Below are 20,809 nucleotides of genomic sequence, written 5' to 3'. Positions count from 1 at the left end.
TCCGAGTCGTGGCGCCACGCGGACGGTCCTATTTCGCGCTCGTGCAATGAAGGTCAACGGCAGGTCATGCGCGAGCGCGTCGTTGGCCCGCGTGATCGGCGAACCTGCATCGAATCGGGTGGCGAGTGCTGCCACGTCGACGATCAGCGGGCCGCGCCCCGAACACAGCGTAACCGAGCCCGCATCCGAACCGTCCGGATCGAGCATTATGGCGCTGACGTCAGCGGCCGGGGCGGCAGCGTTACAAAGAGCCTCCACAGAAGCTGTCGCGCGACGCGTTGACGGAGCAGGACGCGGCGAAGTGCGTTCATGGCGTGCGATTTTACAAGGGTTGACTGGCAGGGAAAGACTGCCGAGCCGATGGGCGGTATCAGTCGCTATTCGATTGGACCAGACGGCGACGAGGTCAAGCGCGCATACGGTCCCGGCTGCTTGTAATGCTTCTAAGGACATTGAGACACATAACCGGGCTATGGATAAATTTGACATAAGCTAAATTATCGATAGTTTTGGTGTAGTAGCTTTTTAGAAATGTCGTGTTCTAGCCATTTAGAAATGTCGCGTTTGGACCTCGGTAAGCTTGCCGGCTCCCCGTCAGATCATGGAGCCGGCGATGCACCGAACAGCACTGGTGACATTGAACATGCGAGAACTCGACCGTCTGAAGGTAATCCAGGCTGTGGTGGATTTGGGCCTGAAGCCTGGCCGCGCGGCCGAACGACTGGGCCTAACGGTCCGGCAGATCGAACGGCTAGTGATTCGGTACCGGGAATCTGGTGCGGCTGGACTGACGTCGCTCAAACGTGGTCGTCCGGGGAACCGGCGATTGGACGAGGAACTGGCTCGGCGAGCGCTGGCGATCATTCTCGAGCGCTACGCGGATTTTGGCCCGACGCTGGCCTGCGAGAAGTTGTCCGAGTGCCATGGCATCCAGTTGGCCAAGGAGACGGTCCGGAAGCTGATGACGGATGCCGGTTTGTGGGTGCCACGCCGGCAGCGGCCGCCGAAGGTCTATCAGCCGCGGGCCCGGCGCGCCTGCTTGGGTGAACTGATCCAGATCGACGGCAGCGATCATCGATGGTTCGAGGAACGGGCGCCGGCCTGCACGCTGCTGGTGTACGTCGACGACGCGACGAGTCGGTTGATGCATCTGCACTTCACGCAGACCGAATCGACCTTCAGCTACTTCGAAGCGACGCGGGCGTATCTGGAGCGTTACGGCAAACCTGGAGCGCTCTACAGCGACAAGTACAGCGTGTTCCGCAGCCCAACCGCGAGCAAGACCGGAAGCAGCGTGACGCAGTTTGGCCGGGCCATGTATGAGTTGAACATCGATACGTTTTGCGCGAACAGCAGCTCGGCCAAGGGCCGTGTCGAGCGAGCGCATCTGACCTTGCAAGACCGGCTCGTGAAGGAACTGCGGCTGCGCGGGATCAGCACGGTAGCCGAGGCCAATGCGTATGCGCCCTCCTTCATGGCAGCCTACAACACACGCTTCGCGAAGCCGCCGCGCAGCGACTTCAATGCGCATCGGCCACTGCGAGACGACGAGGATCTGGATACGTTATTGACGTGGCGTGAAACACGTCGGGTATCGAAATCGCTGACCGTGCTCCACGACCGAGTGCTTTACTTGCTGGACGACACGCCGGTCAACCGGAAGCTGATTCACCGCTACATCGATGTATGGGAGTACCCCGACGGGCGGATCGAAATCCGAGCCGATGGCAAGGTTCTGTCTTGCCGTCTTTACGACAAGCTGGCGGAAGTCGATCAAGGTGCAGTGATCGAGCAAAAGCGATTGAGTCACGTGCTACAAGTTTCGCAAGCGCTTCAGGCTCAGCGCGACAACCGTCGAACCTCCGGATCGCCGTCGCGAACCAATCAAGGTCAGGCCGTCCGCGGTTCAAAGCAACCCGTTGGCACGAAGAAGCAACGTGCATTTACGCAGGCCGACGTCGAGCAGGTAATCGTGGATCTCGCCGAACGCAGACAGCCGCAACAGCCCGCGCGCAAACCTAGCCGTCGGTCTGCAAGGGGCAATGACGCAAGCGTAAGCACCCTGCCCGTTCAGGACCAGCTCTTCGACACGGCGTGATCTGCAGCCCATGAGAAACAAATCATGAACCCCTGAAAACACGACATTTCTATTTAGCTGGCGCCCCGACATCTTGAAATGGCTATGACATTTGATTGTAGTGGCTAGATTGAAATGTCCGCTTTGGGGGTGCGGCGGAATTCTTGAACTCATCCGTTTACCGCTTTCCGCTCATACTGACCTCCTCGGTTGCCGCAAATTATGGCTAGAAGATGTCTACGAAAGGCTGGCCGGTCAATATCCCGCTCCGGTGTAAATAGGTGATTCAGTTACATGCATCAATTCGACACGGTCACTTCGACCCGACGGTTTCTCGACCGCCCTTCCTTCGACACGTTATCGGCCAGCGGATCGGCATCGCTCTGTCCCACCGCGCTGATGCGCTCCTTCGGCACACCGGCCGCCGCGAGAATCTGCGCGACCTGCTCGGCACGGGCTTTGGACAGCGCGTAATTCGAACCCTGACGGACGGAGCTCGCCGGCACGTTGTCGGTGTATCCGGTGACGAGTACGTGCGTCGCGGCCGGCGAGGCCGCGATGGCCCGTCCGACCGATGCCATCATGGACGCCCACCACGGGGCCACCGTCACATCACCTGGCGCGTACATTCCGTTGAATCTGAGCGTCAGCGCGTTGGCCATCGGGTCCTGGATCAGCTCGGCATTCCCGGCGGAGATTTCGTCGCGCAGTTGCTTGCGCAACACCTCCCCCAACCGATCGATCGGTAACGGCGCCTGCGTGAACGGTTCCGTGTGCAACCATCCGCTGACTGCGGCGTAGCCTCCCGCACCCACCAGCAGCGCTACCGCGGCGCCGACGACAATCCACCAGCGTGACCGACGCGCGCGAGCCGGGCGCACCCATGGATCGACCACCCGTCGCGACCATGCGACCGACTGGCCGCCTCGATGGTAGGGGGCAATGCGAGCCACCGTTGCATTTGGCGCATCGACGGGTTCCGCGCCCTGTTCTCCTGCCATCACCACGCCGTGCACGCGCTCGCGAATGTTCAGCAGCCGTCGCGCACCATCGTGCTCAAAGCGATATCGCCCCCGAAAGCCGAGATCGAGAACGTTCTGGAACAGTTCAAGCAGGTCGAGTTGACCGCGCGGGTCGTTTAGCACCTCGTCGATCACATGGAAGACGCGATCGCCGCCTTGTCGATCATGGCCCATCGCCACGGCGAGGCTGCTGGCCTGCCACTCAGCGCCGGTCCCCTCGCCTCTGCCCCAGCGGGTTTGCATCGCGGCCTCGTCAAGCGCGGCGCTCAAGCAATAGCTCGCCCGCACAACCTGGTCCGACGGCAACTGCAGCTCACGACAAACCCGCAAAAACATCCGCAGTTCCTGCTCGAGCCATTTGCGCCGCTGCAAGACGGCATCAGGTCCCAGTGCGGCTGGCGTATCCGCCAGCGCGAGCAGCAAGACGCGCGCAGATTCAAGCAACGGATTGACCGATTGCATCGATGCCTTGAGTCGCGCGTTGAGCGGCGGCGACGCCGGAACGCCGGCGTAGTTTTGCGAGTCGACTGTCGAAATCGTCACCGTGCCTGTCCCTCGCCGTCATTGAGTGACATTTGCCGGGCTCGCCGGCGTCGTACCGCGCGGCAGCCCAGGGGGCGGACCGCTATCCGACAGGTTGAACACCGGCATCGAACTCGGACAGCGGAAGGTCTTCAGCACGTCGCTCGTCAACGGGTTCGCCACGCTCCCGGTACTCGCAACGTCGAGCACTGCCTTGCGCCCATCAAAATCAAAGACGACGCGGGTACGGCCGGGCGTAGCGGTTTCAATCACCTGCCCCTTCTGGAGCAAGCGCATCAGCGCCCATGGTCCATCGGCCGCGCTCGTCGACGTGTCAGGGCGGATGCGGGGATTGGCAGTGACTTCCGTATGAACACCACCACGCGGCCCGGGCCATGTCACCGCAAACGGCGCAACCGGACCGTGCTGATAGAGCGTCGTTTGCCCATCGATGTCGAGCGACAGGCTGGTAATCGTCGGATCCAGTTCGGGAATGCGGATATCGGCCTTCCACGTCAGCTGCTTATGGCCCGGATCGTTGAAGAAGACATCGCGGATCGCTTTCGCATGCTCGAACGGCTCAAGATCCGGCCCCTGGACGGGTTCCGTTGCGCCCGCCAGTGTCTTGTAACGCCACGGCTTCGCGGACGTATCGACGAACGGCGCCAACGTCTTCGCGAAGAAGTCATCAATCACGCCACCCTGCGCAAACACACGGGTGAAGTCGTCGATGCCGACATCGCGCTTGCTGTCGGGCGAGAACGGATAGTTACCTTCGATGGCGAGCCGGCACGTGTCACCAATGACCGCCTGCATCTGGCGCGACAGTAGCTGACCGATCCCCTGATTGACCTCGTGCGAACCGTCCGCGGCAAGTTGCAGCAGCACCGCACGGAACGGCGCCGGCATCGTGTCGGCCGTCATCTTGAGCTTCGCGGCCGTGTCACTCGCCGGCGGCATGCTGTTATTCGACAGCGCGTTGTCGGAGACCGTGAGCGCCGTGTAGTAGTCGTTCAACAAGTTCGTCACGCCGTCGAGACCGGTCTTTCCGGCCTGGGCGGCCACCGCTTGGGAGCCGGCCTGAGCATCGGCATTGCCCGTCACGACCTCGCGCAGCGCGGCGAAATGGTTGTCGACGAGTTCGCGTTCAACACGCTCCGACGCACGGATGCCAAGCGCCTTGTCGGCCTTCTGGTTGAGCTGGTCGGCCGCCTTCTGGAGAAAAGACCCGTCTGATCCGGTGTCCGTTGCCGTCAGCGTCGTTTCATGCACGGCCGCGCGGGCAAGTCGGCCGAGCGGCGAGTCGGGCGCCGCGAAGCTGCGCAGCACCTGAAGGTTGAACGCAAGGCTCGTGCCGCTCACCGTCCGGATATCGTTGAGAAACGCGTCCCATTGTTGCGCGTACTCCATCAGATACTCGCGGCGGACCGCGTCCGTCAGTGCATCATCCGCGCCGGTTACCGTGCTCACAATCTCAGCCGTTTTTTTTTGAGCCTCGCCCAGATACGAGCGCCCCATCACCCATGCATCATCGTCGCGTGCGATCTGGACGAACTCGGGCAGCCGCTTGTCGAACAGGTTGCGATAACCATCGAACGAGAAGAGACCTGGCACGCCGCGCGAGAGTGGCTGGCCGCTCGCCCGCGTGAACACGGTGCCGGCCTGCGGCCCGACCGCGCGCAGCAACGTGAACTCGTCGGGCGCCTCTTTCAGCATCGCGGCCTTCGCGCGCTGATACAGTCGATCCGTCGCGTTGCTGCCGTCGAGAAAAGCCCGTGCCTGCTGGATCATTGCATCGTTACGGATAAGGGGCGATTTCACGACACGGTCGCCCGAAAAGAGCTGCTGCACGTGATCGATCATCGACGCACGACCGCCAAAAATCGCGGCGCTGTCGTTTTTCGCCCAGTCGTCGAGCACCCAGGTCTTCACGTCGCCGGCATTAAATTTCGCCTTGTCGTAAAGCATCAGGTACACGCGCAGCGCATCGTATGCCGCCTTCGGGTCCTTGTTGGCGATCGCACCGGACATCACGTCTTCCATCCGATGAACGATTTCCGGCACCAGCAGGTTGTCCTCAAGCGCATCGTAGGTGTGACCACTCTCCGTCACGATGATCGGCGGCGTATAGAGGCCATAACGCCATGCACTACCGGGATCGGACAGGTCGAGATTCGGAAAGGTCGGCAAATAGCGCGCTTCGGTCAGCGTGTCGGGCACGGCTTCCGGCTTGGGCTCCTTGTACAGCTGCGTCACGCGGGCCGCCAATGCCTGGACCTTGCGGCCGATGACGTCGAGATAGTCGCTGTTGTTGCCAAAGCTCACGCGCAATCCGAGTGCGAGCCAGACGAATAGCAGCAAGGCGAGCGCATGGCCAATCAGACGCAGCAGCCGATAGCGGTATTCCCAGCGCAGGTTGGGACTGACGAGATGCGATTCCGGAAACACGACCCGCGTCAGGACATCGTGCAGGAAAAAGCTCCGGTTGCTCTCATTGTCGGCGGCGGCAACTGCCTGCCCTTGCTTCGGCGCAAGGCGTTGCACAACCGTGTCGCGCTCGGCAACGACCGGCCCGCCGCCTTGCTGCGCACTCGTGAAATAGACGCCGCGCAGAGTCGAATGGAGCTGCGTATCGTCGTAACGGGAATCGAGAAACACCCGGTCGATCAGTTCGACAAGCGGCCCGACCAGCGCGGAGAACTCCTCCGGCAACGCGGCGAGCTGCCGACGCTTGTCCGTCTCGTCCTCATCCTGCAGGCGCGTGTGAATCATGCCGGATAACCGACCCGCCATCTGCATCAGCTCATCGCGGCAACGCGCGCGCAAGCCTTCCTTCGCAACCGTTTCCTTGCCGTAAGGCAACGTGAAACCCCATGCTTGGGCGCGGCTCTCGGCCGTCAGGCCGCTGAAATACTCGGCAAACCCCGCCAGGCGGTCCATTTTCGTGACGAGCACATAGACCGGGAAACGGATGCCGAGCTCACTGCGCAGTTCGCCCAGTCGCGCACGCAGCGCCGACGCCTCCGCGAGGCGTTTCTGCTCGTCGGCTCCGACCAGCGACTCAAGATCGACCGCCAGCAGCGCGCCATTGATGGGGGCACGGGGGCGGTGGCGGCGCAGCATGCCGAGGAAACCCAGCCATTCCGCGCGATCCAGCGCCTCGCGTTGCTCAGCCGAGTCGGTACGAATCGGCACAATGTTGGCGCTCGACTTTGCGACGTCCGCTGGCTGGGTATCGCCGGACGCCTCCGCCTTTGCTGCCTCGCTGCCCGTCTTACCTTCGCCCGATCCGACCGCTGTCGGCCGGTCCGACAGTGGGGCCAGCCCTTCACCTTCCTTTGCCGTCGAGGTGCCGTGACGTGTGTAATAGCCGGCCGTGTCGATCAGCACCGCATCGTTGGTCAGCCACCAGTCCACGGCCGCGGTGTCACCCGCGGAATTCCCGGCCGCCCGCTGCATTTGCTCGGCAATCGGAAACGCCAGGCCACCGTTGAGCAGCGCGCTCGTCTTGCCTGTCCCTCGCGAACCGAGTGTGATGTACCACGGCAATTCGTACAGGTAGCGCTTGCCCTGGAACAACTTGCCCGGTCCGCGCGCGCCCGTGCGCATCGACTTCAGCCGCGCCAGTGCGCTCGCGACGATTGCTTCGACCTTTTTCAGACGCGGTGCAGCGGGGGATTCCTCCGTCTTGCCACCGAATCGCAGCACTTTTTTCAGGAATGCCTCGTCCTCGCGCATCTTCTGCCAAAGCCGAAACATCCAGAACAGAGCGAACACCACTACCACCAGCGCAATCGCGCCGACCCGAGCCGACACCGGTTCGAACGGCGAGGTGCGGCCAAACGACAGCAAGGGCGCCGCATACCAGATCAGCAGACACAACAGCGCGACGAACACGATGCTCGTCGACCAGCCCCCGAGCCAGAGCAACGTACCGACGAGCACCAGCGCGATCAGCAGCACGCGCATGCCGGCTCCGGCCAGCGGCTTGAGTCCACCAAACGCGAAGAACGGTCCGACGAACCAGATCACCAGCGCGACAACGATCAGCGCGAGAAACGCGAGAAACTGGCGCGACGCGAGAAATGACAAAAACTTCTTCATGGTCTATTCCGGAAGCGGATCTGGCCTATTGCGCGACGACAATCTCGACGCGCCGGTTCTGCGCGCGGCCCTGGGTGGTGCGGTTATCGCCAATCGGATCGGCATCGCCCTTGCCGACGGCTTCAAGACGGTTGGCCGGCACACCGGCTGCTTGCAGCATCTGCAGCACCTGCGTCGCCCGCTCCTCCGACAGCGCTTCATTTGACGGAAACTGCCGGCTGCGGATCGGCAGGTTGTCCGTATACCCCAGGACGGTGACCTTGCCCGGCACCTTCACGATCTCCCCCGCGATTTTTGCGACGAGCGGCGCCATCGCACTCTTGATCGTGACACCGCCTGGCGGGAACATCGCATCGCCCCGGAACGTCACTGCGCTGTGACGTGCATCCTCGTCGACGCTGACGGTGCCCGCTGCGATTTCGTCCTTGAGCAACTGCTTCAAATGCAATTGCGGCGGTGCGGGTGGGGGCGTCATCCGGCCGACGTCGGCGATCTGCCTCTGGACAGCGGCACTCCGGGTCACCAGTTCGTATTTGAACCAGCCGAAGATTCCCAGCAGAACGATCGACAGTACCGTAGCGGTTACCCACACCGGAAACTCGAACAACGACATGTGGCGCTTCCGGTCGTAAGGCTTCCAGTTCGGCGACAACGCCTGGGGCGCGGGCTCACGGCCGCGCAAGATCTCGTTGTAGAGGCGCTGGCGCACGGCGGCGTGTTGCCGGGGAACGCCACGATACTGGCCTTCAAATCCGAGGCTCAATATCCGATAAACGACTTCCAGCAGGTCGCGATGCTCTTCGGCATCCTGCAGCAAACGCCCGATCAGCAGATAAATCTTCGTCCCCCCCTCGACATCCCGATGAAAGGTCGACGCCAGGCTCTTCTGCACCCACACGGCCTCGAGCGAGTTACCGCGCGCCCAGGCCGTCTGCATGGCAGACTCGTCCAACGCCGTGCAGAGACAATAGCTTGCGCCAAGCGCATGATCGCGGCGGATATTCGCTTGCGTACAGAGTTTCTCGAACGCGTGGATTTCGCTCGCCAGCAGGTCATGCAAGCGCGCCACCTCACTGGCCGAAAGCATGTAAGGCATATCGGCCTGGGCCCGCAACAATACGCGAGACGCTTCCAGCAACGGATTTCGTGCGGCCTTGATCTTTTCCAGACGCTGGGCGAAGCTTTCTCGTGGCTCGGCAGGTCGATCCAAGGGCGTTTCGTCCTTCCTGTTCAGTGCCTCTGTCAACGCCTCCTGATCTTCGGGGGATGCATGCGTGCCATCTACAGGCCCGTTGGACTTTCTCACGGTAGACATGGTCAGCGCCCCACCTTGACTGTCGACGCAGCAATCAGCCTGCATCCGCATTCGGTGCGGTGGCCATGCAACGCGACATGACGCCCCCCCATGCTCAGCGTCGGGTGCGCCTCGATAATCCTGTTGACGCCATGCGGACGCCCGTCCGGGTAAATCGCCGGACAATCGACCAGGTCGTACAGGCGCGCGACTTTCTTGCCTCGAATTTTGTGCGTTTCTGAACCGGTGATGATCTGGCCGCCATGGTCGGTCGCGTCACCGACGACTGCAATGCTAGTGGACATGATATTTCTTCGAAAATGCACGCTTACATGCGCGGAAAACTGCTGAAGTCGACCTTGACAGGGGGCGGCAATGTTCTGGATTCCTCTGCGATGTAATTGCCGCGATCCGCCGCCGCCGTCCTTGCACGTTCGGCGGCAATGCCCGCGGCATTGTCTTTCAGGCCGAGCGCCCGAACACGCCTGTCGTTGCCGACAAAGAACGTCCGCGCCCAACCGTAACCACCCGGCGCATATTCATGAAAATAAGGCACGCGGAACCACGCACGGCTGTCGTGAACGTAATCGTCCAGCAACCGGATCGCGGCAGGTGGCAACTTTCGTACTGCCTCGTCGGACGTGTGTTCAAGCAGGAATGGCAGCATCTCCGGCTGCGGCGCGAGGACAAAATCCAGTATCGGCTGATACGGGGCGATCGCACCGAACAGTTGTATCACCCGGTCGCGCTCCCCCATCCAGACGATCTTCGACCCCTGCCTGCGTTTTGAGGAGACATCCTTCCGGTCGACCGTCAGGTAATAGGCCATGACGTTCTGCTCCAGAGCAACCGCCGTCCCGATCGGTCCCAACTTCACCTTCACGGCTTCTCCCGGTGTCCGCGACCAGTACACCTGCCAGCGCGATCGTCGATCGGGATACAAGTACGCGAGCAAGAGCCGGAATTCCTCCGCGGCTTCCAGAAGGTCGGTCTTGTCGTTGGTCATGACGTCCGTCGTGCCCTCGCCGGGCCGAGGCGGTTTTCCCGCCGCAGTTGCCAGGATCTCGGCATCCTTTTTCTTGATCTGTTCGCCGAGTTCGGCTGCCCTCTTCTTGAATGGATTCGCAAGTGCCGGAATTGCCGGCATGCTCAGCGCCGCTGCGTCGAGGCCGGCCTTTTGCTCCTCGAGCCGGCTCTTCTCGCGCTTGAGGTTGTCGAGCCGCGAGGACGACACTGCCTTGCTTGCGATTCGTCTTTCGAGTCCATAGGGCGTGACATCGTCTTCGGGCGCACTGCGGAAGAATTCCTGCGACGTGACGTATGCCAGTGGATTGCCATAGTCCGCGCGCAAGGTACGCCATGCGAGCGACTGCCCCATGCCTGCACGTATTGCCGTTTCAACGCTGTCGAGGGGTTTTTGATTGACGGTTGAGAGCCAGTCGTTGAAGGTGCGGACAAGCGCTTGAGACACCGGAAAGTCTTGCTCAACGATCTTTGGAAGGGGGGTTTTGTCTGTTTTCGTAAATAACGGCACACCCGCCTTCAACGCTTCGATATACATGTTGTGCAAGGCAATCTGACTGAGCTTGCTGCCTTCGGCATCTCGGGATTTGCCTTCTTCGCCCACCCGATAGCCGCCGCCAACGTCCGAATGCACGCCCGGATACGCGACCTCGATTCTGCGCGACTCACCGCCCGGATAGATTTGCTTCTCCCGAATGGAGTCGAGCGGGAAACTCATCCGCTGTTCGTGAATGGAGAAGAAGTGCACGCACTTCCTGACCGACTCGGGTACGTTGAGTGCTCCGTCCGCCGTCCACGCCCAGTGCCCGTCAAGGTCGTCAAGGTTGAGCGCAGCCGTTGCGGTGTCGGGAATGCCAACCGACGCGACGGTATCGAACAACCCCAGGAAGCTGACCTCGTAGGGAATCGCACCTGCAATCATGCCGCCCTTCGCCCACGTGTTGATAAGCCGGTTGACGAATACTCGTGCGCCGGCCGCACCACGCGAAAAGCCGATAACGTTTACCCAGACTTTCTTGATCGACCGATTGAGTTGACCACCGGGGCCACTGTGCTTCTTCTGAAGCGCCGACAGTTCGCCATGCAGACGTTCCAGTTTGGCCTGTGACTGGTAGCGGTAGTACAGCCGGGTAGTCGTTGCCAACGTGCCGACCGCACGGCGCACCGGGGACACCGTGTGGGTCGCGCGGACCAGATTGCTATTGGAAACCATGACTTCATCGTCAATTAGCGAGCCCAAAGCGCGGGCGTCGGGGTCATCCAGCAGGACGTCCCCCATCATCGCGTCATACAGTGCATTCAGCACACGGGTATAACCCCATGCCACGCGCATGCCGAAGCCATATGCCATTGCCTTACCAATCGAGGTAAATTCATTTTCACCTATTTCTCGAAATGGAGTGCCTACGCCGGGTACGTAGAACGCATACGTACCCGGCTTGCGTTCGGTGCTACATGCGTTGTATAACCTTGCGACGTTCGTATGCGTTGGCTTCTCTTCGTTCTTGGTGTCCCATTCCCGGTTGTTGTTCGTACCGTCAAAAAACAGATTAACGTACAGCGTCTGCGGACAGCCGGACGGCTCACCTGCCAGTGCACTTTTACCCATCAGTCTGGCAGCCTCACCTTCGGCTAAACGCCCTTTCTCATTGAATGGCTCTGGCCAACGAATGACGCTCATTGCGCGTTCTCCTTATTCTTGTTCAGCTCAGGATCCAGTACGCCCTGCGCGATGTACGGATCATGGTCACCGATCCTTTCGAGAAACCTCCCCTTATTCCTAACCTGCACGCGAATCCGGTCACCAGGAAGAAAATGCACCACGAGTCCAGCAGTGCGAGGATCGTATTGAGGGACTGCCGCCGTTGCCGTAAGCCATTGATCGCCGCTTCGATCATCATCATAGGGATGTGTATCTCGCCTCCACTTGACCACAAGTTTCATGCCGGAACGCCAGTGGCTCGGGATGCCGATACAACACATGAACTTCCCGCCCCCCGACCGCTGCTCTCCTTGCTGTTTCGGAAAAATGTTCGGGCCACCTGCCCAGAGATCCTGACCTTCATTGGCAACGCGAAACCGTGCAATGTAGTAATCGGTGTAGTTGTAGCCGCTTACGTCTCCGGGATTGCTCTCGTTTGCATCCGAGCAACCAACCATCGATAGCAACAGCCCCGTCACGAACAAGGCAACGAGACGATGCAGAATTAGAGTTTTCATCGCAAAGATTCCACTTGCTGTACCGTTAGGAACGTAACCGAGCAATGTCTGCGGACAGCCGGACGGCTCACCCGCCAGTGCACTTTTACCCATCAGCCTGGCAGCCTCACCTTCGGCTAAACGCCCTTTCTCATTGAATGGCTCCGGCCAACGAATGACGCTCATTGCGCGTTCTCCTTATTCTTGTTCAGCTCAGGATCCAGTACGCCCTGCGCGATGTACGGATCATGGTCACCGATCCTTTCGAGAACTCCGGACTTGTCCAACACCTGCACACGAATTCGATCATCTGGCAGAAAATGTGCAACAAAGCCGAATGTGCCCGGATCGTACCGGGGGACTTCTGCCGTTGCCGTGTACCAGACACTTGGCGTTCTGCCATCTTGAATCTTGTCAACTTTCCACTTGACCACAAGCTTCATGCCGGGGCGCCAGTGGCTTGGAATGCTGATACAACACATGAACTTCCCCCCTCCCGACCGCTGCTCCCCTTGCTTCCTCGGAAGAATGTTCGGGCCACCTGCCCAGAGATCTTGACCTTCATTAGCAACGCGAAACCGTGCAATGTAGTAATCGGTGTAGTTGTAGCCGCTTACGTCTCCGGGATTGCTCTCGTTTGCATCCGAGCAACCAACCATCGATAGCAACAGCCCCGTCGCGAACAAGGTAACGAGACGATTCAGAATTAGAGTTTTCATCGCAAAGATTCCACTTGCTGTACCGTTAGGAACGTAACCAAGCAATGTCTGCGGACGGCCGGACCGCTCACCTGCCGGCGCACTTTTACCCATCAGGCGGACAGCATCAGCCTCATCTAAACACCCTTTCTCATTGAATGGCTCCGGCCAGCGAATGACGCTCATTGCGCGTTCTCCTTATTCTCGTTCAGCTCAGGATCCAGTACGCCCTGCGCGATGTACGGATCATGGTCACCGATCCTTTCGAGAACTCCGGACTTGTCCAACACCTGCACACGAATCCGATCATCTGGCAGAAAATGCACTACAAATCCATATGTCCCCGGATCGTATGGGGGAACTTCTGTCGTTGCCGTAAGCCATTGATCGCCGCTTCGATCATCATCATAGGGATGTGTATCTCGCCTCCACTTGACAACGACCTTCATGCTAGGACGCCTGTGACTGGGAATGCTGATACAACACATGAACCCCCCTCCTCCCGACCGCTGCTCCCCTTGCTTCTTCGGAAAAATGTTCGGGCCACCTGCCCAGAGATCCTGACCTTCATTAGCAACGCGAAACCGTGCAATGTAGTAATCGGTGTAGTTGTAGCCGCTTACGTCTCCTGGATTGCTCTCGTTTGCATCCGAGCAACCAACCATCGATAGCAACAGCCCCGTCGCGAACAAGGCAACGAGACGATTCAGAATCGAGATTTTCATCGCGATATTTCGTCTTTTTGTCGATTGAATGGAATTTCCAAAGCTTTTCACTCTCATTCCCCGGCCATCCCCACGTCAAGTCCGCTCACGCGCTTCCCGAAGGCATCCGCCAGCTCCCGCCAAACGTATCCAGGAACCCGTTCAAACTGCTGCACCAATGGTGTCTTGCCCGTTACACCCGCCCGAATCGCAAATCGAATCTCGTCTTGCTGATCGAACGACTCTCCGTACTGGTACGAAGCCACACAAAACGCATGGCGATCGGCCCGAGACGCAAGGCCCCAGTCAACTGCCCGGTTGTATCTGCGCAAGAAATCCTGATAACCCACCGCGTACGGCTGTGTCTCGTCGATCAGACCAAGATCGACCATCTCGCCCACTAGCGCGTAGGGCTCGTCACGTCGTTCCAGTTCATCGAGCTGTTGCTGCCCAAGCGAAACATTCACCTGCTCGATATCGACACCGCGTTCATGCTCGTCGATTTCGATGCGCTGCCATTCCATATGGCCGCCTCGGTACATCCACATGGACATCGGATATGTAATCCCGGCTCTCACTTCCCTGCCGCAAACATCCAGAATCGATGGAAGCGACCGTGGATCGAACAGGCGCAGCAGCACTTGCATGCCATCGCCGATGTCCGCAAAGAGAAAACGCTGAAGATGCCCGTTGAGCTCATCGATGCGCAGCGCGCTACGTATCACGGTGAGGCAGGGCCGATACCGATCCATGTGATCGATCTGGCGCGCCCATTCGCTATCGGCATCATCGATCTCGAACAGGATCGGGGCTGCGTTGCCGGCTTCTTCCTCCGGCAACCCTTCGAACAATGAACGCACTTCGGGCGAATATTCGAGCACCCACGGAGCGAGCGCCTCCGGGTACTGGGCGCCGTCCACCAGGCCGTAAAGTTTTTCGCGGTGCTGCACTGTAGACATGATCCGACCTCAGAGTCTCGGCACGACCGAAGCGCCCGTCTTCGCGGCCTTCATCAGGCACTCGACACATACCTTGGGAACGTACAGCTCGACGGGCACCTCGTCCGGCTGCGGGAAGAAATGGTTGGCCGCATGCGCAAGCCAGACGCCACTGGTTCCGCTCTTGATGCTGCCTTGCTCGAGTTCGATATAGCTACCGCCCCCGTCCAGCACCAGTTTCTTTTTCGCCTTGATATGGATCGTGTCGCTGGTCACGTTGATCTCGAGCAAAGCCAGCAGATTGATCGCCTTCTGAAGCGCATGAATATCGATGTCGCCATCTGCCGCCACGGCTTTCATGCCGCCGCGAGCCGAGAACAAGCGCATTGCATCCCGTGCACTGACAAGAACGCTGCCGTTCGCGGATGCTGCGATATGCTCCCCGCTGGTGAAGGCAATATGCTGCCCGCTCGCGATATGCGTCGTCGCGGGAGTCGTAGCCTGAATGCCGGCGGCACCCGCAACGACGATCTGCGGCGTCTCCAGCTCGGTAAAGCCGTCCTCGTCGACCTCACCGCGCGTGCCGCGTATTGCGGCGTTCTGTCGGGCCAACGCTTTCGCGACGGATTCCTGATGGTTCTCTGCCTCTTGCGCAGTTGCTTGCTGCGCCAGTTGAGCGAGCACGGACTGCCAGCGTTCGGCCTCCTCCAGCCGAGCGGTCGTTTCGCCCATGTCCGTCATATGGGCTTGCGCGTTCGGCCGAGCCTCGGTCGTGAGCAGCATGCCCTGCCCGGCACGAAACACGCCGTGCCCGTCCGTACGCAGTTCGGCACCCCGGCCACGCGCGTCCTGCCTGCCGGCATTGCCCGCGATGCGCGTGACATGACCGAGGTTCAGTTGCGAACCGCCTTCGTCACTCGACAGATGCGCCTGGATTTTTCCGTTCGTATCGTCGAAAACCAGGGTGTTCGCCCGCCGACCATCGATCTCGCGGCTGCGATAACCGGCCAGTGCCTGATTGCCCGGCAGTTCGAACGGCGGCATGTTGAATGCATTCGTGGCACTTCCGACAACGATCGGCAAGTCCGGATCACCGTTGACGAACGCAACTTCGACCTCGTGCCCGCGACGCGGCAAGAATATCCCGCCGAACTGATCGCCACGCCACGCCCCCGCAACACGTACCCAGCAGCTCGAACGCTCGTCGTTCTTTCCGAGGCGGTCCCACAGGAACTGGAGTTTTATGCGACCGTATGCGTCGGTCCAGATTTCCTGATTCTCCGGGCACGTCACCACCGCATATTCGACACCGGCAACGCGCGGCTTCGCGATCGTGCGAAGCAACCGGAAGGGTTCATTGGACGGCTGCAACGTAAAGTGCGCTTCGCAACGGTAGCGCTGACCTGATCCTGACGCCTCTCCGATCTCCTCGATCGTCAGCGTGCAGGCAATAACCGCGTACTCGCGATTGGCTGCAGTCCGCGGGTAGTGCGACAACACGAACGTTTGCCCGGTCACGACACCGCGCAGATTTCCTTTGCCCGACGCCCTGAGCCCTTGGCATCGGTAAGCCTCCATCTGCACGATCGTCAGGTATTCCGCCTCGGTGCGCGGATCGTTGTGGTCGCCGGACAGACCCGCCGCACCCGCCTGGGGCTGCGCGTGGTCGCCCCACGTGTAATGCTCCTGACGGCCAAGCCCCGTTTCGCGGGGATCCTCACGCCCGACCTGCAGATCCGCTTTCGGCCAGGTGTAGTCATAGTCGACGCTGGTCACACCACCGGCTGTCAGCGCATTCGACACCGACAGATCGTGAATGTGTTCTTCATCGATGCGCCGGGAGCTCGGTGCCTGGTAGCGAATCGTGGCGTAGGCGTCGCCGAGAGGCTGAAGTGCGCTCAGCGAATCGACAAGCACGAGCCGATGCTTGCCATCGCTGTGCTCGAAAAAGTAGAAGATGCCCCACTCTTCCCAGATCCGCTGCAGGAACGTCCAATCGCTTTCGAAGTGCTGCCGCTGAATATCGCGCTTTGGCCACGCCTTGTTCGGGCGTGGAGTGGTAAGTCGTTTGTCGACAGGAAACGGATAAGCCGATAGCACCGCATCCGTAATCTCGATCACCGACATATCCTGAAAGATGCGGCAATCACAATTCTTGGTTGCGTGCCAGAGCCACGGCCGCAGCGTGAGCGCGTAAACAATCGACCGCCCGTCCTCGCGCAAGAGTTCGGCTTCACTCACAATACCGGTGATTTCGCGCGCGCCTGCTCCGATGTTGGCCAGCCCTGCGTCACCGGCAAGGCCGGGAATGAAGTGCCCCTTGCCCTCGAGCTCGATTGAAACCGTTACTTCGGTACCGATCATTCTGTCGAGCTGGACATTAGCCGCGATGCTCTGCGAGAACGCGATCGCATCCGGCGTTTTCAACTCGAGCACGTACTCGAACAGCTCACCGATCGTTTCTCTGCCGGTGAGCTTCACCGGCGTAAGGATCGGCTGATCGCCGTATACCGGCAAGGCCGCGCCCGAAACCGAGAGTGTTCGTGGTACGTCGAATAAAGCCATTCCGATGCCCCTTTGAATCGATCAGGTCACTGATCATCCACAATACGTTCAACCTGCAACGCCTACCCTCTCCTATTTCCAACCGTTAACAAGGGGATAAGAGTTATCAAATAGACCATTAATTAAAAAAGCCACCAGCGCAATAATCACGCATAGCATAGAGGCAAGACCAGAAAATATTCCGCCAGCAATATCCTTGCCTCCACGCACAATAAATACAATGGCAACCAGAACGGCTGAACCCGGTGGCACCAGAAAGAAATATCCGCGCCAAAACAAGTTACGTACTGGATCGATAGATGTAACCACCCAATACCCTGCGATTACAATCAGCCAAGCGAGACCAAAACCGAGAAGCACGGGATGTCTGCGAGGCATTTTTGGTGTACGTTCAGTTATATTTTTCATATCAAATTCGAGCCAATCAAAACCTGGGATTGAATCACTTCGTTATCCAGCTTCTTTCTAACCGACGCGCCTACGCACGCACGCCCCAAAGCTCCAGCTTCAACGACGGAAAATCTCCCGCCACGTGCAGCGCAACGCCACCGTGGCGCACGACTTCCTCCCACAGCAGCCCGCCCTGAGTCAACTCGTAGTAGATGTATCCAGCATTGAACGGAATCTGCCGCGGCGGCACCGGAAGTGCCTGCAGACCGATACCCGGCAGGTGGCCACGCACAAGGCTCGGCAGCTTGTCCGGTGGACCTGCTTTCGCCTGTGCCAGAAACTGCTGCTTCAACACGTCCGGCGGCATGGCCGCATGCACGGCCAGCACGACGGCGGCAAACCCCTGCATGTCGACCGGATCGACCACGGCGTTTCGCATGCCGTGGCCGCGGTCTTCGAGTGCAATGCTTTGCGCGCTGCGCACCAGCACGGCGTTGAGCAGTCGATGCGTATCGTCGACAATCGGCTTCAGGCAAGTGTGCGGCGTCGTGTGCTGATAAGGCGGATGCGTGTCGAGCGGCCGCCGCGTATCCGTACGCAGATGTGTCGACAGCTCGCCTGCCATGCCGATCAACAGCGCATAGACGTCGGCCGGCGACGTGGTCGGCACGCGCAGCATATGCTGCAGCAGCGGCTCATACCGGTTCAGGATCTGCAGCAGCAGGTAGTCGGTGACCGTCGCGGCGCTCGCGGTGGTGTCATCGGTGCCCGCCAGCCGCTGCGCAAGCGCATTCGCGCGCAGCCGTGCGAGATCGTGAATCTTCGTGACCCAGCTCGTCAGCAAGCCGCTCGCGCCATAGCCCGACACCGGCGGCACGAGCGTGTCGTCGAGCTCGATACTGCCGTCCGCGCGCATGGTCTTCACGCGCGTGAGCGCAAGGCCGATCCATGCATCGCCGAGCTCCTTTTCCGGCAGCAGGCGCAAGCGCAGGTTCGACAGCTGCACCGGTTCGGGCGCGAGGCCGATCGAATTCGTATCACGCAACTCGGTATTGTCAACGTCGGACGTAATTTCCCCAGAAGTGTCGAAGTAAAATTCCCCACCCTGTTCGGACGGTGATCAGCCGGCGATGTGATCGGATGAGCTCCTTCGCGGACGGCCCGGGCGCCGACGAACCGGTTCAGCGGACGGGTGATTCAGGGAAGATGGTCGGTTGCGCAGATGGTCGGGCAGCAGATCGGCGTGTTCTCGTAGGCGGTACGATGTGCCTTCAATCTGCACGACGATCGCGTGGTGCAGCAGCCGGTCGAGCAGCGCCGCGGCGACCACGCTGTCGCCGAACACTTCGCCCCATTCGCCGAAGCTGCGATTGGACGTCAGGATGATCGCGCAGCGCTCGTAGCAGGCGTTGACGAGCTGGAAGAACAGATTGCCGCCGTTGGAGCCGATCGGCAGGTAACCGATCTCGTCGACGATGAGCAGGCTGTTGCGTGCAAGGAAGCGCACGCGCTGCGCCAGGTTGCCCTCCCGCTCGGCCTTGGCCATCGAGTTCACGATCTCGGCCAGCGAGCCGAAGTAGACGCTCTTGCCGGCGCGCACGGCTTCCACGCCCAGCGCAATGGACAGGTGCGATTTGCCCGTGCCGGGCGGCCCAAGGAAGTGCACGGTCTGCCGTCGTTCGATGAACTCAAGTTGCGCAAGCGTCATGATGCGATCTCGGTCGAGGCTCGGCTGGAAGCTGAAGTCGTAACCGGCCAGCGTCTTGATCGTGCCGAGCCGCGCGGTCTGCAGCGCCATCCGGATGCGGCGGGTCTCGCGCGTCGTGAACTCCTCGCCCAGCAGCGTTTCCAACACTTCCAGCATCGAGCTGTCGCCTTGCTCGAAGCGATTCAGGGTGGCGTCCAGCGTTTCGAGCGCGCGCGGCATGCGCAAGCCGACGAGATAGCGCCGGATGCGTTCCAGTGTCGAGGCAGGCATGCCGCTCATGCGGTCCTCCCAGCATCTGCGAGGCGTCTTGCGACCTGGTCATAGAACGACAGAGGCCGGCGAGCTACGGCTACCGTTACCGATGGTGATGGGTGTCGTGCTGGCTGCTTGCGCTGATTTGCGCGCCGATGGCCGGGCAACAGCGAGGTTCGTCGCCGGCCTTCGAGCACGGGATGAACCGCCAGCAGTTCACCGTCTTCGTAGATGCGGATCTCGTGGGCCAGACTGTGGACGTCGAGCGTGCGCTTGCGTGTTCGATCGGGCACGCTGTAGTAGTTGCCGCCGACCGAGACGAGGCCTTCGTGACTCACGCGACGCTCGAGCCGGATCACGCCGTTGAAGGTGCCGGCCGGCAACGCCTGCAGTGCGGGACGCTCCTCACCGAAGTGCTGGGCGACGACGCGGTGCGTCGTGCCGTGCACGCGCACATTGGCCACCGTGTCGAGCCACTCGCGCAACTGTCGGTTCAAGTCGGCGAGATTCTGGAAACGACGCGCCAGGAAGAAGTCCTGCCGGATATAGCGGTACGGCCGCTCGACCTTGCCCTTGGTCTTGGCGCGATATGCCTTGCAGGCGCGCGGCGCGAAGCCGTAGTGCTGCGCAAACGCGACCAGCTTCGCGTTGTAGACGATGTGCTTCTCGACTTCGCCCAGCACGGCCGCCTTCATCCGGTCGTACAGAATCTCGCGCGGAGCGCCGCCGAGGTGCTCGAACGCATCCATGTGGCAGCGCAGGACGGTCTGCAGGTCCTGATGCTCGACGAAACGTCCCCAGAGATAGCGGCTGTGCCCAAGCACGATCGAGAATAGCCAGATCGAGCGTCGCTGGCCAGGCGCGTCGCCGAACTCGACATTGAAGTGGGCGAAATCCACCTGCGCTTGATGCCCGGCAGGCGTCTCGAAGCGCACCTCGAAGCCACGTTGGCGGGGCGGCCGGACCTCCCGAACCAGGTCGCCCAGTGCCGTGCGGCCACCGGTGTACCCCATGGCCCGAATCTCGCGCAGCAGTCGCTCGACGCTCAGGTCGGGAAACTCGCGCACACGTTCGGTGACGTAGTGGACGAACGGATCGACCACGCACGGTCGCGGTGCGCGCGGACCGTAACGCGGCGCCTGAACGCCATTCCTGATGTATTTACGAACGGTCTTGCGGTCCATACCCAGTCGAGTAGCGATGGCCGAAATACTCAGCCCTTGCCGATGCAATTCCAGAATCGTCATCACTTCCTCCAGCTCGACCACCGACACCCCCACGACGGATCTCCAGGGCGATATGGTCGGCGATCG

General features: G+C 60.6%; 14 protein-coding genes and 1 pseudogene. 1 reads left to right on the top strand and 14 read right to left on the bottom strand.

Annotated features, from left to right (window positions below):
* Positions 1-613 precede the first annotated feature (613 nt).
* Positions 614-2,098 (top strand): ISNCY family transposase, encoded by a 1,485-nt coding sequence (locus ACPTTC_RS36895; protein ID WP_423392344.1) that lies wholly within the window; start codon positions 614-616, stop codon positions 2,096-2,098.
* A 278-nt stretch (positions 2,099-2,376) separates the two neighbouring features.
* On the opposite strand, the gene icmH is transcribed toward ACPTTC_RS36895, so the two are convergent.
* From icmH to istA, 14 genes and pseudogenes are all read right to left on the bottom strand, one after another.
* Positions 2,377-3,642: a type IVB secretion system protein IcmH/DotU gene (gene icmH / locus ACPTTC_RS36890; RefSeq protein ID WP_423396223.1), complete on the bottom strand. Its 1,266-nt coding sequence runs from the start codon at positions 3,640-3,642 to the stop codon at positions 2,377-2,379.
* An 18-nt stretch (positions 3,643-3,660) separates the two neighbouring features.
* Positions 3,661-7,725: a type VI secretion system membrane subunit TssM gene (gene tssM, locus ACPTTC_RS36885; protein WP_423396222.1), complete on the bottom strand. Its 4,065-nt coding sequence runs from the start codon at positions 7,723-7,725 to the stop codon at positions 3,661-3,663.
* Between the two features lie 25 nt (positions 7,726-7,750).
* Entirely contained in the window at positions 7,751-9,040 is a 1,290-nt protein-coding gene (tssL, locus tag ACPTTC_RS36880; protein ID WP_423396221.1) for a type VI secretion system protein TssL, long form, read from the bottom strand.
* A 2-nt stretch (positions 9,041-9,042) separates the two neighbouring features.
* Positions 9,043-9,324 carry a PAAR domain-containing protein gene (locus ACPTTC_RS36875; RefSeq protein ID WP_423396220.1) on the bottom strand — a complete coding sequence of 94 codons (282 nt, stop codon included), beginning with the start codon at positions 9,322-9,324 and terminating at the stop codon, positions 9,043-9,045.
* Positions 9,325-9,347: 23 nt separating this feature from the next.
* Positions 9,348-11,723, bottom strand: a complete 2,376-nt coding sequence (locus ACPTTC_RS36870) for a T6SS phospholipase effector Tle1-like catalytic domain-containing protein (protein WP_423396219.1) — start codon at positions 11,721-11,723, stop codon at positions 9,348-9,350.
* Positions 11,720-12,427 carry a DUF3304 domain-containing protein gene (locus ACPTTC_RS36865; RefSeq protein ID WP_423396218.1) on the bottom strand — a complete coding sequence of 236 codons (708 nt, stop codon included), beginning with the start codon at positions 12,425-12,427 and terminating at the stop codon, positions 11,720-11,722. The genes ACPTTC_RS36870 and ACPTTC_RS36865 overlap by 4 nt, the downstream gene beginning before the upstream one ends.
* The gene (locus ACPTTC_RS36860; protein WP_423396217.1) at positions 12,424-13,125 is read right to left on the bottom strand and encodes a DUF3304 domain-containing protein; all 702 of its coding nucleotides are present in this window, start codon (positions 13,123-13,125) and stop codon (positions 12,424-12,426) included. The genes ACPTTC_RS36865 and ACPTTC_RS36860 overlap by 4 nt, the downstream gene beginning before the upstream one ends.
* Positions 13,122-13,664 carry a DUF3304 domain-containing protein gene (locus tag ACPTTC_RS36855; RefSeq protein ID WP_423396216.1) on the bottom strand — a complete coding sequence of 181 codons (543 nt, stop codon included), beginning with the start codon at positions 13,662-13,664 and terminating at the stop codon, positions 13,122-13,124. Before ACPTTC_RS36855 ends, ACPTTC_RS36860 begins: the two co-directional genes overlap by 4 nt.
* A 53-nt stretch (positions 13,665-13,717) precedes the next feature.
* On the bottom strand, positions 13,718-14,602 hold the full coding sequence (locus ACPTTC_RS36850; protein ID WP_423396215.1) for a DUF4123 domain-containing protein: 885 nt from the start codon (positions 14,600-14,602) through the stop codon (positions 13,718-13,720).
* 9 nt (positions 14,603-14,611) lie between these two features.
* Entirely contained in the window at positions 14,612-17,146 is a 2,535-nt protein-coding gene (locus tag ACPTTC_RS36845; RefSeq protein ID WP_423396214.1) for a type VI secretion system Vgr family protein, read from the bottom strand.
* A 72-nt stretch (positions 17,147-17,218) separates the two neighbouring features.
* Positions 17,219-17,554, bottom strand: coding sequence for a hypothetical protein (locus tag ACPTTC_RS36840; protein WP_423396213.1), 336 nt, complete (start codon positions 17,552-17,554; stop codon positions 17,219-17,221).
* Positions 17,555-17,624: 70 nt separating this feature from the next.
* Positions 17,625-18,596: pseudogene (gene tssK, locus ACPTTC_RS36835) on the bottom strand (type VI secretion system baseplate subunit TssK); the annotation flags it as partial.
* A gap of 60 nt (positions 18,597-18,656) precedes the next feature.
* Positions 18,657-19,523: an IS21-like element ISBcen28 family helper ATPase IstB gene (istB, locus tag ACPTTC_RS36830; RefSeq protein WP_124681121.1), complete on the bottom strand. Its 867-nt coding sequence runs from the start codon at positions 19,521-19,523 to the stop codon at positions 18,657-18,659.
* The gene (gene istA, locus ACPTTC_RS36825; RefSeq protein WP_423391356.1) at positions 19,520-20,776 is read right to left on the bottom strand and encodes an IS21-like element ISBcen28 family transposase; all 1,257 of its coding nucleotides are present in this window, start codon (positions 20,774-20,776) and stop codon (positions 19,520-19,522) included. The genes istB and istA overlap by 4 nt, the downstream gene beginning before the upstream one ends.
* Positions 20,777-20,809 lie beyond the last annotated feature (33 nt).

This window comes from Burkholderia mycopellens (assembly GCF_964265025.1).
GTDB lineage: Bacteria > Pseudomonadota > Gammaproteobacteria > Burkholderiales > Burkholderiaceae > Burkholderia.
The sequence above is the reverse complement of the archived record's forward strand: the minus strand, read 5'-3'. Positions and strand labels throughout refer to the sequence as shown.

What these genes read in the sequence shown, in the direction of transcription:
- ACPTTC_RS36895 (WP_423392344.1), top strand. Translation starts at nt 614, where the DNA reads ATGCACCGAACAGCACTGGTGACATTGAACATGCGAGAACTCGACCGT.
- tssM (WP_423396222.1), bottom strand. Translation starts at nt 7,725, where the DNA reads ATGAAGAAGTTTTTGTCATTTCTCGCGTCGCGCCAGTTTCTCGCGTTT.
- tssL (WP_423396221.1), bottom strand. Translation starts at nt 9,040, where the DNA reads ATGTCTACCGTGAGAAAGTCCAACGGGCCTGTAGATGGCACGCATGCA.
- ACPTTC_RS36875 (WP_423396220.1), bottom strand. Translation starts at nt 9,324, where the DNA reads ATGTCCACTAGCATTGCAGTCGTCGGTGACGCGACCGACCATGGCGGC.
- ACPTTC_RS36870 (WP_423396219.1), bottom strand. Translation starts at nt 11,723, where the DNA reads ATGAGCGTCATTCGTTGGCCAGAGCCATTCAATGAGAAAGGGCGTTTA.
- ACPTTC_RS36865 (WP_423396218.1), bottom strand. Translation starts at nt 12,427, where the DNA reads ATGAGCGTCATTCGTTGGCCGGAGCCATTCAATGAGAAAGGGCGTTTA.
- ACPTTC_RS36860 (WP_423396217.1), bottom strand. Translation starts at nt 13,125, where the DNA reads ATGAGCGTCATTCGCTGGCCGGAGCCATTCAATGAGAAAGGGTGTTTA.
- ACPTTC_RS36855 (WP_423396216.1), bottom strand. Translation starts at nt 13,664, where the DNA reads ATGAAAATCTCGATTCTGAATCGTCTCGTTGCCTTGTTCGCGACGGGG.
- ACPTTC_RS36850 (WP_423396215.1), bottom strand. Translation starts at nt 14,602, where the DNA reads ATGTCTACAGTGCAGCACCGCGAAAAACTTTACGGCCTGGTGGACGGC.
- ACPTTC_RS36845 (WP_423396214.1), bottom strand. Translation starts at nt 17,146, where the DNA reads ATGGCTTTATTCGACGTACCACGAACACTCTCGGTTTCGGGCGCGGCC.
- ACPTTC_RS36840 (WP_423396213.1), bottom strand. Translation starts at nt 17,554, where the DNA reads ATGAAAAATATAACTGAACGTACACCAAAAATGCCTCGCAGACATCCC.
- istB (WP_124681121.1), bottom strand. Translation starts at nt 19,523, where the DNA reads ATGAGCGGCATGCCTGCCTCGACACTGGAACGCATCCGGCGCTATCTC.